Annotated in this window: 11 protein-coding genes; all 11 read left to right on the top strand. The window is 48.3% G+C overall.

All coding sequences use genetic code 11. From position 1 onward, the window contains the following. Positions 1–6 precede the first annotated feature (6 nt). On the top strand, positions 7–891 hold the full coding sequence (locus tag CHA6605_RS08695; protein ID WP_015159102.1) for a hypothetical protein: 885 nt from the start codon (positions 7–9) through the stop codon (positions 889–891). Between the two features lie 61 nt (positions 892–952). Next, positions 953–2,017, top strand: a complete 1,065-nt coding sequence (locus CHA6605_RS08690) for a hypothetical protein (protein ID WP_015159101.1) — start codon at positions 953–955, stop codon at positions 2,015–2,017. A gap of 39 nt (positions 2,018–2,056) precedes the next feature. After that, positions 2,057–3,022, top strand: a complete 966-nt coding sequence (locus CHA6605_RS08685) for a hypothetical protein (protein WP_015159100.1) — start codon at positions 2,057–2,059, stop codon at positions 3,020–3,022. A gap of 5 nt (positions 3,023–3,027) precedes the next feature. Further along, a complete protein-coding gene (locus CHA6605_RS08680) occupies positions 3,028–5,757 on the top strand; it encodes a hypothetical protein (protein ID WP_015159099.1) in 2,730 nt (909 codons plus the stop codon). Positions 5,758–5,831: 74 nt separating this feature from the next. Then, positions 5,832–6,368 (top strand): hypothetical protein, encoded by a 537-nt coding sequence (locus tag CHA6605_RS08675; RefSeq protein ID WP_015159098.1) that lies wholly within the window; start codon positions 5,832–5,834, stop codon positions 6,366–6,368. Positions 6,369–6,428: 60 nt separating this feature from the next. Beyond that, a complete protein-coding gene (locus CHA6605_RS08670) occupies positions 6,429–7,889 on the top strand; it encodes a hypothetical protein (protein WP_015159097.1) in 1,461 nt (486 codons plus the stop codon). A 56-nt stretch (positions 7,890–7,945) separates the two neighbouring features. Continuing rightward, positions 7,946–8,725 carry a hypothetical protein gene (locus CHA6605_RS08665; protein WP_015159096.1) on the top strand — a complete coding sequence of 260 codons (780 nt, stop codon included), beginning with the start codon at positions 7,946–7,948 and terminating at the stop codon, positions 8,723–8,725. Continuing rightward, positions 8,722–10,533, top strand: coding sequence for a type IV secretory system conjugative DNA transfer family protein (locus CHA6605_RS08660; protein ID WP_015159095.1), 1,812 nt, complete (start codon positions 8,722–8,724; stop codon positions 10,531–10,533). The genes CHA6605_RS08665 and CHA6605_RS08660 overlap by 4 nt, the downstream gene beginning before the upstream one ends. Positions 10,534–10,549: 16 nt before the next feature. Beyond that, positions 10,550–10,780, top strand: coding sequence for a hypothetical protein (locus CHA6605_RS08655; protein ID WP_015159094.1), 231 nt, complete (start codon positions 10,550–10,552; stop codon positions 10,778–10,780). 32 nt (positions 10,781–10,812) lie between these two features. After that, positions 10,813–12,453 carry a hypothetical protein gene (locus CHA6605_RS08650; RefSeq protein ID WP_015159093.1) on the top strand — a complete coding sequence of 547 codons (1,641 nt, stop codon included), beginning with the start codon at positions 10,813–10,815 and terminating at the stop codon, positions 12,451–12,453. Continuing rightward, the gene (locus CHA6605_RS08645; RefSeq protein ID WP_015159092.1) at positions 12,440–13,885 is read left to right on the top strand and encodes an ATP-binding protein; all 1,446 of its coding nucleotides are present in this window, start codon (positions 12,440–12,442) and stop codon (positions 13,883–13,885) included. Before CHA6605_RS08650 ends, CHA6605_RS08645 begins: the two co-directional genes overlap by 14 nt. Position 13,886: the final 1 nt, after the last annotated feature.

Here is a 13,886-nt window from a genome sequence, read left to right as displayed (position 1 = left end):
ATATTCATGCAAAAGTTTACTATTTTAGCCACAATCTCGGCACTAGTCACACTTTGCGCTAGCCCATCCGAAGCTGCAACTCTGGGCGGTACAGCCGATGCCAGTACCGTATTTACTACAGGTGGCGATGTCACCGTCCCAATGAATCCGACATTCGATCCGATGACCCCCACCACAGGGGTAACAGTCCCAGGGGCGGACATGGGCGTAACTGTGCCAGCAATAACGGTAGACCCAGCGATTACCAACGCACTCGGTACGTTAAACACGATCTCAGGAATTGTCAATAATCCCAGCAGTGCGTGGGGCTTACTGTTAGGTCAAGCTAATGCCCCATCTGCTTTTACCACCGATACTCTGACAACGGCAATTTTAGGTAGCAACGTCTTCAATCTAGATCCGAAAACCCAAGGTATCGCCGTTACCGCTACCAATCTCATTGATGGCAAAAATAACTTTACGCCAGTGAGTGCGACAGCAGAGTTTAGTAAATTAGTGCAAGCGATTTCGCAAAATGGTCGTAATTCTGCCACCACAGCAGATCGCGAAGCTAGAGGCACCATCAATGAAGCCGTAATCGCTGGTCAAGGGAAGGTCGTCAAAGACACGATGAAGGTGGATGCCCAACAAATCAAACAGTCGAGCAGTGTCTATAGTAGTGTCGTCGCACCGGAAAGTACGCTGGTGGGGGTAACTCAAATTGGCAACCTTCAAGCGACGATGGGGCAGGGCATCAACACGTTACTCGCTCATTCTAATGGTGCGGCAGAGCAACTACAAACCCTCAATGAAGCCCAAATTCAATCAGCACGGCAAGCATTAGACGAAAGTAAGGATAAAGATCTGACAATCCGACAAGCAATGGATGTTTACGCCAATAGTACTAAATAAATAGCGATATCAGTCTAACTTTTAACCGTCTGCGTTCGATCTTTTAAAGAGGTTTGACAACATGGATATTTACTTGACATCATTGCTAGCGGCGACTCCGGCGATCGCAGATAGTTTGGTTACAGATTGGCTCAGTGATTCTAATGCTCTATTTGGAGCAATTATGGCACCTTGTACAATATTTGCTGTCTTTGGGCTGGCATTTCAACTATACTTTATCGTTCCCAGTTTTGCCGAACTCGACCAGTTCCCCGCTAATGCGAGTAAGTTATTTTGGGCGGCGGTTTTAGTATCTTTCATTGTGGGCAGAGGCACATTAGCTAGGGATTTTGCCCTGTTCAATTGGGCGGCAATTAGCTCGATTAATACTGCCATCGACACTAATATCGAACAAGTTAGCAATCTAGTCCAGCTCAAGAAAGACTTCACTGGCGAGACGGCAGCATTAAACGGGATCGAGACAAAAACCAAACAATGTTTAAAGATCGCACCGACTTTAACCAATGGTAGTCCCAATCCAGCCTTTACTGCTTGCCAAGGCGAATTATCCGCTCAAATTAACGCTGATACCAGTGCAGGGAGAATCAAGAATCCGACGACTCTAGACAGCATGGGCGCGGCTGTGGGCAATCTCGCTTCGGGTAATTTTGGCGAGGCAACCTCCGATATCTTTAAGGGCATCGGCGGTCAATTAACCAATTTAATCGATGCCTCACTTAAAGGAATTTTTGGGGGTTGGCGGATGGTAATTAGTAACTTTGCCCAAGTATCGATATTTGCTGCCATTCTCGCATTACCGATTCCTTTGTGTCTGAGTGTAATTAATATCTCACCGTTAATGGTTTGGTTTTCAAGTTTCTGGGCAGTGGGTATCTTTCAATTTATGTTAACGGTACTTACCAGAACATTTGAATATTTGAACGTCAAAATGGGTGCCAATATTTCAGTCTACTTTATCGATATTGCCATCTGTTTATTCGCCCCTGCAATCGCCGGACTCCTCGCCAGAGGAGGTGGGATTGCCATCTTTAATGCCACTTTAAACTTAGCTGGGGAGGCAGTCAAGTTAGTACCACAAGTTGCGGGGATTGCTTTGAAATTTACCCCTGTCGGTCGATTCTTATAGATAGCCGCTAGTTCTTAAAAATTATTAAAAACTACTGTTATGACAATCCTCAACAGCAAAAGAAAAGCACCAATAATCGTCGAGCCAGCAGGTGACGATTTAGAGATTATTGATATCGATGCCGTTACGGGAATTAACTCGGATTACGAAGAGTCAGATCGGATGCGCCGCGCCAAGGATGCCATGACCGTTGGCGGCTGGAGAATGGCAACTCTAGGCTTTATGGGCATCAACGGAATGTTGCTAATCGTCATTCTAGCGATGCAATTTGCCGCTGCAACTAAGCCGATGACCCCATTCGTGACGCGTGGTAACGGCGAAATCGAATCTCTAGAGTACATGGCAGGGAACGATCGCAATCCGGCATTAATCGCCGACTTTGCGCGGACGCAGATGATTGGCATCTTCACTTGGCGGAACACCTTACCTGTTGAGGGCAACCCGCCAGATCCAGGCATCGCCGTCGGGCAGGGGAGGATTTCCACCACATCTTACCGCTATACGTTCGGGCTATCGACAGAGTTTGCCGAAGTCTTTCGTACTAAACTAGCAACCGTCATGGCAAAGCTCACCACTAATGGCGCGCAGGAAACAGTATATATCCCTGCCAATATTTCTAAACCAGTGCTGGTATCGCCTGGGACTTGGACGGTAGATGTAGTGGGGAGTCTGTTTTATAGCAAGGACTTAAAAGTGGGCAGCAGTATCCCCATCAACCGACGACTCACCATTCGCGCCGTACCACCGCTGACGCTCTCGGAAGCTTCCCTTTTATATAAAGACAAAGGACTCGCCGTGGCGGTAGCGCGGATCAGAAGTCAGGGATTAGAAACGACTAGCATGGCACCAATCGCCCGTAATTTCACCGTTCCCAATGGGTCTGTGCCCAACCCCAAAACATCGATTATCAATGAAAAGAAGCCGACTTCGCCCAATCCTGCCGCTACTACTCCCTCTAGTTTTACTACTCCTAGTAAGAATTCGCCACCTACGACCCCCAAATAATTATCATGAGCGACAATAACATCCCTGAAAGCGAACGCCGACTCCAAGAAATCGGCAACCAACTCGGTACGCCAATTCTATCCCCAACGACCAAGATTCAAGCGGACGACGGCAGCGTCATATCATCTTCACAGAGCAATACCGACATCCAAGGAACGCTCGACTTACAGCCCAGTAGCAAAAACCCGCTCCTACAATATATCGTAGCTGGAGCGATCGGACTCGGTGCAGTTGGCGTACCATTAACCGTACTGTTTGGACTCGGCGGTACGCCCACGGCAACAAAACCCACTGCTCCTGAAGTAGAGGACACTACTTCTTCGCTGGCAGATCGCGAACTTGAAAATCTCAAGACTCAAAGCGCACTCGATATTCAAGCCAAAGGCAAACCCCAGACTGTCGCGCAGACACCAAAGCCAGCATCAACACCAACACCATCACCGACGGTTGCCGCACAACCGCCCAAACTTCAGCCAGTAGTTAAGACTCCAGCACCACAACCTAGAACTATTGCCGTCCCACCACCGACAGTTGTTGCCGCCACACCCGCAACTGTCGCTCGACCCGTACCGATTCCGGTAACAAGACCCGTCGCGCGTCCGATTCCAAGACCAACACCCGCACCAGTCATCCAACAGCCGCGTCCGACCCCGATTCCCGTCGCGACCCAGCCCACTCAGCCCGTTCGAGTCAAACCAGTCGAACCAGAGCAGCCACCATTGAGCTTTGAACAAGCGTCAGCGTTGGGCATGTTTGGTGGCGATAATGACAAGTCCGACAATGGAGCAATGACTTTAGCTAGTGATGATAGTTCAGCACTAACACTAAGTTTACCTGTCGGCGCAAATGTAGCGGCACACACGGTTACGCCGTATACCTCGCTCAGTCGCAACAGTGCCACCAACGGCACGGAAACACCATTATCCGTCCAACTCGACCAACCGATCCAACTGTCGCAGGGATTCAATTTACCCGCAGGCACGATCGTTCAATTTGGGGCGACAGTTAATGATAACGGCGCGGTCACAGCTACTTCTAGAGGCGTTTTTATCGACGGTACTGAAATCAAAGTGCCTGTCGGAGCCTTTGCATTGACAGCGAGTAATAGCGCGGCTCTAGTTGCCAACCAACGCTCATTGCTCGAAGGCGAATTATCAGGTGCCGATACTACCGCTGCTATGTGGGGAGCTGCGGGAAGTGTAGGGAAAGCTTTGGTGGACTCTGGAAATACCTCTGTAGTGAACACTTCGGGATTGGGTACTTCGGTCGTCCAAACCAATAATGGGGGTGTGAATATCCCTGGAGCCTTACTTAACGGTGCATTTAGCCCGTTAGCCAAAGCCAAAGAAGCCAGAGCAAACGCTCTAGCACAAGAACTGCAACAGTCGAGCAAGCTCAATGAAATTCCAGTACGGAGTCCGGTGCGAGTGTTTGTCGCAGCGGCGGCTACCGTTACTGTTCCAGTTTCTTCGGATGTGACCGCAGCCAATACAGGAACGCCAGCACAGGGTCAAGTTCTGAGTGGTGGGGATGTCGAGCAGCCACCAACAATGATTCCGACTAAGCCGATTAGTGCGGTCAATGTTCAGCCTGTCGTCGCACCATCACCACCCACACCTGCGAATACTCAGCCTGTTTCATCTACGGCAACACCAGTAACCGCGACGACTCAGCCTGTCGTTTCGCCATTACCGACAACGGCAAATATTCAGCCTGTTGTTGCACCCTCACCTGTAACGGCAACAACTCAACCTGCGACTCCACCAACGACCCAAGTGAATCAGGGAATAAATACACTATCCCCGATTGCGCCGACTAAACCCAATAACGTCGTTAATACTCAACCGACTATCGCCCCCATTCAAACCAGCAGTCCGGCAGTTACGCAACCGACTAGCGTAGTTCCTACTCCTGTCACGACAGCCACACAGCCGCTCAGATCCAGACCGTCTACTCCTACTCAACTCTCAACGCCAACGCCAACAGTAACTACCGATCGACCAATCGTTACAGCTCCATCACCTACAACACCGAATCCTACCACAGCCATTACACAGCCATCCGTCGTACCTCAATCTAGTAACGGAGTAATCGCCCAACCAATAGCTACACCCACCACGATCGATCGGTCATTTACTAACCAATCAACACTCGTACCCCAGCAACCACTTCGTACCCCTGCCACTACCACCCACCCAACATTTATACCGAGTGAACCAACAGCGGTAAGTCCGCTGGTGACAACACCGCAAGTAATCCAATCCACAACTACTCGATCGACATTTATACCACCACAATCGACAACAACTAACCAACCTACCCCAACACCGACTCAGCCCATAGTCGTACAGCAGCAACCAGCACTGACGACTCAACCCGTCATTGTTCCATCGCAGTCAACTAGCACGACGAGAACATCTCCCATCGCGCCAACCAAGCCAAATAACATCGTCAACACCCAACCTCAATCGACCGCGCCCAGTCAAGCAGTAGAAACCAGCACAACACCAGCATTCGCACCGATTCCAGCCAATAGTGGCATCGACGCACAATCGCCGCCAATTATCACATCCACTCAATTAATTGAGGCACAAAACACTCAAAATCTCACACCAATAGTTACTCAACCTACTACTGGTGGAACCCCATCGGGACTCATCCCCATCCAATTCGATAACGGAGGCAGCATTCAACCTGTAACCACACAAAACCCCGCAATGGCACCGCTACCGTAGTTGAGTCGTTGGCAGTCCACAGCTCTATTTCGATCGTCGCTCTTACGACGCGCTTTTCTTCGAGGTTTCAAGTAATGCTAAGACAAATCGAAGTTAGCAAGTTGAGATCTTGGTTACTGGGATTAGCTGGGTGTATTTCAATGCTCGTTGTAGCTCCCGCTCACCCTAAAGATCTCAATTCTGAAAACAGAAATATCGAGATAAATATCACTCAAGGCACCGGACATTTATTTAATTGGTCGCGCACGGATCGTCGCATCAAATCGATCATGGTTGATAACCCAGAAGTGCTAACCAAAAGCCTCCTGTTTAATGCCAACGGTTGCAATCGCACGGCATGTAATAACTCGTCAATCCTGTTAATTAGTGCGCGTTCGGCAGCAAGAATCGGCTACAGAGGCACGATTCGAGTGATTACCAAAGACAGGCGCAATCAATTACATCCTTATACTATCACCATCAAAGTTAGTAAAATCCCTCAGCCAGAACATGAGACGAGTTTTGTTACCGATCGGGTGGCGAACCCTAAAGCTAACACTGTATTTAGTCCTCGCCGTAATTTTAACAATCCTTTTTTACGAACTCTACCAGTCAACAACCGAAACTTTTAGGTTCATTAAAGACAATCTGTTACCGACATATTCACTATTTAAAGAGGCAGCAAAAGCGAGATGAACATCATCAAAATTGGAAGTTTAGCCTTACTCGCGATCGGGTCTACGGCAACGATCGTGAAATCGCAAGAAGCGTCCGCATTGAGCCAAGCGGAAAACGCCAAGACCATCGCGATGATTAAAGACGCATTTGGGAGCGTGACTCTTAAAAATATCGCACCACCAACTCAAAACATTCAAATCCAATTTCCCGCCACCACACCCCAAACTCAACCCACTACCACGACGATCGCTAAAGGTGGATCGTGGTCGCAACTGCCCATCGGTGCTTTTACGGGTGTCGGCAGTGGCGGGAATGAGTCGATGGTGACTTTAGCTCAAAAAATCTATCCCACGACCCCAGAAGTTCAAACAGCAGTTCAAGGAGCATTAAGCAATTTCAAGTTTCTAGATAAAGTGCCCGTCAAACAACTCGTCACGGCGTTCCCGCAACTGGCCAATGTTGCCATCAATACCGAGCAAGTCGGTTCTTGGGGAGCTTGTGGGGCGGGTGCGGTGCCAACTTTTGGAAGTGTTGCGGCGACAAGTTGCGGTGCGAATCCAATTCCAGCGGATGTCCGTGCCGCCATCCCCATCGCCCAAACCGGAATGCACAACATTCCCTATGGCGACTTTGCCAATAAGCTCAACATCCAAAACTTACCGACGACGAGCTTTCCACTGGCAGCAGATGTCTCCTTTGCCAAGATCTTATTGATGCCATCAACTAGTCTCACCACTGCCAATCTGATGAAGGTCGATCATCTAGAGACAGAGGTGCCAGGGAAAAATGGGCAGAAAATTACCGGGATCAATTTAATTTCGGGCAGTAATCGCGTCCCTAATTCCACCTGTAAAGAGCCTCATTGCGACTATACGGTCTTACAAAACATGGTCGCGGGTAGATCGAATCCCCTCAATCGCAATTTGGCAATCCAAATACATAAGCCAGGGCAAACCAAATGGATCGATGGTGGGGTCGGGTCGATTGGCAAGACGCTGTGGAACTTTAAAGAACCGCCTGGGGTAGCACCAGCATTCGATTCAGACCAGATGAAGCTCGTGCTAGAACGCGGCAACGCCAAAACTGGCACCGTCGAACAACGGCTGTACTTGGCTTTTTGTACCAATATCGCCTTCGAGCGCAACTGTAGCTCGAAATTTATCGGGCCGATCGCCTTACCACTACCGCAAGTGAGCGAGAAGAATAAACTGGCACTGTTCCCGATGAAAGTGGAAATGCCAGACATTACCGCTACTCCCACTACCCCAACGCCTACAGCTCCAGCGGCAGCAACATTACCGACCATTATTCCCACTAAACAGAGTAATGGAGCAACAGAGAGCAACGGAGAGATAGCACCCACAGTAGCAGCGGCACCAGCAACAACCGACACGTCGATCGCTTACCAGAAATTATTTGGTTCGCACACGATCGGCTCTTATAGTCCACTGTCGAATATTACTAATATCAGTTAGGAGAAAATCATGCAGGTACGAGTCGTCACAGCACATCGTTTACTGGAGAGATTTAAGTGGATTTAACGCCGAGCGAACCCAATCAAATTAAAGCTAGCACTACCGAATTGCCAACAGTAGATTCAGATTCCGGCGCAACGGCAGAACAGCAACAGCCAAAAAGTATCCTACTTAAAATCACCCAGTCAGACGTAACAACACCACTTACCGAGGCACCAGAGAGTAAACCCGCTAAAAGTAAACCACCCAAAGGTGAACTTCCCAAAAGTGATGTAGTTAAAACTAAACCTGTTAAGGACGAGCCAGTAGAAAGTGAAGTAACAAGCAAGAAACCAGCCAAGGATGAGTCAACTAAAAGCGATGGTAAGAATAAGAATTGGAAGTTTTTATTGACGACAACTGTAATTCTTGCCATCCTCACCCTGGCATTTGGAGCTAGTCGCCTGATTTTTCAACAGAAGACAGAAATCTTCAAATCTCCAGATAAAATACCTAATCTCACTAGCGAACAAATCGATAAAGTTGTCGAGTCAGGAGTGAGGCTAGATTCCAAGGTAACGCTTGCTTATCTGCGGAGCAAGCTTAGTGTTACTCAGTTTAAATCTCAAGACCAAAAATACACTGTGTTTAGAATTATTGCCCCCGAAACCTGCGGCAAACTCGGCTGTTTGTACATCGTTACACCCGAAGAGGGAATACCGATCTCATTGCAATTAGAAGATATTGGCGTGGGCAAAGAGATGTTTAAGTCATCCCCTAAATTTCACTGCTTTAATGTCGTCCAACGGCAAGAAGGTGAAGATCGAAACTTTGAAATTTGCGAGCAAGGATATTGAAAAACACAACTTCGATAGATTTAAAGCCATTAAATATCGTTATTGCCAAACTCAAAGCCGATCCGCAAGTCGCAGTCATTGGCTTGATGCTAGTCGGGATTGCCATTATGACTATCTTGCGAAGCAGAATCCCCAAAAAAGGGAAGACGGCTAGAGCGCGGTGGGCAAATGCCGACGATCTGAAAAACTCGAAAGCAGCGGGGTTAGCTTGTGTCGGGAAGAACTCTCAATTTAACGACGCAACCTATTACATCCAAGAACCAATTGGGATGCCACCCCAGCAATGGAAATCACCGCATCGAGCCAAGAACATCCTCTTTTTTCCCCAAATCAATTGCGGCACATTGGTTATCGGCGGAGCGGGGTGGGGGAAGACGCTTAACTTCATCGAACCTGCGGCGATCTCAGCCATCAAAGAGGCATGTTCGATCGTGCTATTCGATTATAAGTTCGATAATAATGGCTTGGCTGAATCGTTGATGCCCATTGCGATCGATTATGGCTATCAAGTCCGCACTCTCGCGCCTGGGAGCCTATTGTCGGGGACGTTTAATATCTTCGATCTGATTAAGAATTCTGCGGATTTAGCGGGAGTCAGAGAAGCGATCGGCTGTTTGGTGCGAAATAATGCCAGCAAAGATGCCAAAACCGATGGCTTTTTCGATCCTGGGGGTAAAACAATCCTAGAAGGTGCGTTCTTGATGGCAAGATGGGTCGCTGAATATCTCAACGTGCCCAGCTATGCAAATATCTTGATGGCGAGTCAAATTCTCTCCCTGCCAAATCTTTCCAAACGGCTGGAACTGCACCGCGATAAGATTCCGCCGTGGTGCTACAGCGCATTTTCAATCCTGACTAGCAGCAGTGGGGAGGGTGAAAAAAACAATACCGAGGGCGGATTACTGGCGACGGCGGCAAAGTTTCTCTCGCCGATGATTCTGCCTAACTTCCTTGACAATTTCTGCGGTACGAGTACTTTCCCCCGCTTCAACCCAGACGAGCCACTGAAGGTAGACGGCAAGCAGATGTTAGTATTCGGGGTCAACCAAGCCAACGAACAATCGACATTACCGCTAATTGCTACGGCGTTAGAACAGATCGTCAGCTACAACCTCAAATATCAACGAGATCGTCCGCTGGTGATTATTCTCGATGAGTTCGACACCTTAAACATGCCAGTGGTTCTCGATTGGCTCAACCGCTATCGGTCTTCTGGATGCAGTCTCATCTTGGGAATTCAGTATTTAGGTCAACTGGAAAAATACGGGAAGGCAAGGGCAGAGGGTTTCCTCGCTAGTTGTGCGACAACAATCTGGTTCAATCCTGGGAATCCAGAGACAGCCAAAGTCCTGTCAGATTTACTCTGCAAGCAAGAGATGGAACTACCGACTGTTTCCAAATCGACCAATTCGGGCAAGGGTAGCGGCACCAGTCGGACGACAGGTACTCAACTCCATCAAGTGTCCCTATTAGAGCCACACGAACCACAGAATTTCCCGAAAGGTACTTGTGTCATTCAAGCTCCTACTGTTGGGAATAAAGAAGAAGTAGGTTTGCCTTACAAACACAGCTTCAAGTTCAGCAAAAAACTCAACACCAAATTCAGGGCAGAATCCAAGCGCAAATATCGATTACTCTGCGATGTCGCCAAACGTGGCAAGCCAACACAGCAACAGGATTATGCCCAACTAATGCGGGAATATTACCAAATCTTAAACGACATCTTACCGCTAAGTTCACAGACCGAAGAAGTCACTGAAGATATGGCAGAACCGCCGCATTCAATGATGACTACCTTGAATATTTAACAGTCGAATTATTGATATGTCACAACCAGAAATCGCGGTTATCAACGATTTTCAAACACTAGTTCTGATCCAAAATGGGGCGATCGTTTTAGAACGAGAGGAAGATTTTGAGCTACCGATTACCTATCGAGCGATCGCGGTCGATAGTAAATTAGCCTACATGCGCTCTACCGAAACGGGTCGCGTACTGATTGAAAATATCCCGTTAATGGTGACGGCTAATTCAGTCATAGCAATGTGCGTATAAATTTTAATTCAATACTAGAGGCAAGCGAAAGTATGTCAGCCCAAGTTAGTTTGGATGAATTGATTAGAAATCTTAGAGAGACTTCAGCTATCGGCGACGAGCAGCTTAAAAATACCACCCGAAATACTGTTAACTTCATTGTGATGATGGCAAATAACGCCTACGAACGTCGTAAGCCGAAAATTCAAGTAACTGATAAATCGAATGGTAAGGCTCCACTAGACAATCCCGATCTGAAGGCAAGCAAAGAATCGCCACAGCCTAAATCCGAATTAGAGTATGCAGATCTTGAGGTAATCTGTAAAACAGCGACCCCTCAATCGGAAGTTGAAGCAGAGCGCAATCGCGTAAGCGCGCCGCAAGGCGGTCGGGGGGATGAAGAAGAAACAACTACTCCTACTATCGAAGAGAAGTTGCCAAATTCAACCCAAGATGAAGAAGAGTTTTCGCCATCCAGAGCATCTGGCGAAACGCTCTACAAATTTAGCGATTTTTGGGAGACGAAAACTTCATTCAAACCAGGAATTACTGGAGTTGAAGCGCAAGCGATCGTCGATTTAATTTCTAGCTCCGAAGGGTCGAGGATCAACAATGGCGAGAACTTACTGATTAAGTCTGGTAATAAAACACTGTTTGAGACAGATGCCCAGGGCAAGGTCATTTATTCAGCAAACGATCGCGATAGGCGGTTTAAAGCCAACCGCAATATTCCGATCGTCAACTCGATTAATGACTTACAACAACGGGCAACATCGATCGTTCGTAACGAGCAGTCGCTCCGAGATGAATTAGATGTGACACGGGCGACGGGCATCGAACCACCAGATCGCCAATTTGAACGGATGACAAAGAGTTCGTCGATGGCACGGTCTTCAGGGGAAGCACCGGACGCGACCGCTAACAAGCAGAAGGTAGATGCTCTCATTGAAATTAAAGACAGCCTCGACCGCGATGGTGAAGTTAGACTCGATAATGGCTCGACCATTAAAGCCGAGCCAATTCCAGGGCGAGAGGGCGATGGGATCGTCCAAATAAAAATGTACGAGGTGGACGCGCCAGAGCCAGTCGTCCTCGGCAATATGGACGAGAGAGGGAATGTCATTCTCAGCAAGGAATACACGGCTCCCCGCTATGCAGCCGTCAGCCAATTCGTAAAAAACGAGGGGCTGGCAAACGAAGTTCCAGGCAAAGCCCCGATTGTCGCTCCTACGGCAGCAGTCAATAACCAGCCCGATTCAGTGCCAAATGTCCCGCCTGGGCAGTCACTTCCTGCGGCAGGGGTGAAAGCTCTAACTACAGGACAATCGCCGAATGGCTCTAAGCCTGGGGTAAGTCTCAAAGATTTGATTAACCTCAAAAACTTTTATACCAAGTCTCCTGAAGGCAAAGCCAGACCAGAAAGCCTTGAAGCCCAGGCAAACTTCGATCGCTATAAATTCCAACTATCGCAGCACGGTAAGGCAGTTAGCAATAATCCCGATCTCAAAATGACTAACGGATTTTTCAAGACCTTCCAATCGGATGCGGTCGAGTTAGCACCCGCAGATCGAGCCAACTTAGAGGCGGCTAATACGTTGGCTGCCGAACAATCGCGGATTGCCGCACAGCAAAAACAGAACAAGCCAGAATCACCCACGCAACAACGGAGTCAAACCAAAAGTGTTGGCATGTGAAACACATCAACTTGAAATTATCGTCCTGCGCTGCGACCCCATCGACGAGCCAGCGGTGCCGCTCCGGTTAGGAATTGGCAAGTTGCCCACTTGGACAGTTGCCAGTAGTTTGGAGCCACTGAGCAATCTAGACAGGCTAATTCAACCTATAGATTCGGCGAGTACAAATAGTAGTATGCAAGTTTGGGTAGATTATCTGAGTGCCCTAGCTTGTTTAGAGCAGATGGAGCAACAGATCGTCTACGACCGATTGAGATCGCTCTACTTCAAAGAATTCGAGCGACCCACACGTATATACATACTTCAAACCGATTTAACCCCGATTCCCTCCGCTTTAGGGTTTTTAGTCTCCGAACGAATCGTCGAGTTGCCCAGTGGGTCAGAGATATACGCGTTACTAGGGAAGTATGCCTTACCCCAAGACGATCGCTTAATCCGGTTGTCGATGGGTTTATCCCACGCGGATTTAGAAGGCTGCTTGCGGAAGATCGACCCCCTCCGCGATCCTTACGCTCAAGTCGAACAATTTCGATCGAAACGTTTGGCACTCAAGGGTATCCGCTACGAACCACCACCCCAGCACATCGAAATTGGCGGCTTAGACCTGTTAGTGAGGTGGATCGAAGATTTACAGTACAGGCTCAGTTCCGCCGCCGAAGCCATCGGTTTACCCTACCCGAAAGGGGTAATGCTGGCGGGAGTACCAGGAACGGGAAAGACCTTTTCAGCTCGCGCGATCTCAGCCATCTTAGGTTATCCACTGTTCGCCTTGAGCATCGATTACGTTATCGAAGGTGGAGGATTGGCTTTACCCAAACTACTAACTACCATTGAAAGCTGCGCCCCCTGCATTCTGTTTGTCGATGAGATCGAGAAATTATTTGGAGCGGGAATCGATCGACGGATTCTGGCAACATTCTTGACTTGGCTCAACGACAAACTCGCCAAAGTATTCGTCATTGGTACCCTCAATCGGATGGCAGAAGTGCCGATTGAAATGACCCGTTCGGGGAGATTCGATCGAATATTCTTTATCGATTCGCCCGATGAGGGACAGCGCATAGAGCTATTTAGACTATTTCTCAAACGTTACGATAAACGGTTTGCCAATGAAGACGATTCGGTCTTCTCTCCGCAAGAGTGGCAACACCTCGCCGATAGCTCCATTGAATTTATCGGCGCAGAAATTCAGCAAGTCGCTCAAGATACGATCGCCAGAGTTCACCGCGAACGTAAGAGTTTAACGGTGACGATCGACGATCTGATTAAGACGACATTAGCGTTTAATTCAATGTATAAACGCGACAAGAAGAAAATCCATGAAATTCGTAACATGCTCGTCGATAAAGCCGATCCAGCGAGTTCCGGCAGTCGTAAATTCTTACCAGACCGTCACCTCGATGCCTACGCCCCAATTCCCAATAGTAATTAAT

The organism is Chamaesiphon minutus PCC 6605 (assembly GCF_000317145.1).
Lineage (GTDB): Bacteria > Cyanobacteriota > Cyanobacteriia > Cyanobacteriales > Chamaesiphonaceae > Chamaesiphon > Chamaesiphon minutus.
This window is presented reverse-complemented; position numbering and strand designations above follow the sequence as displayed.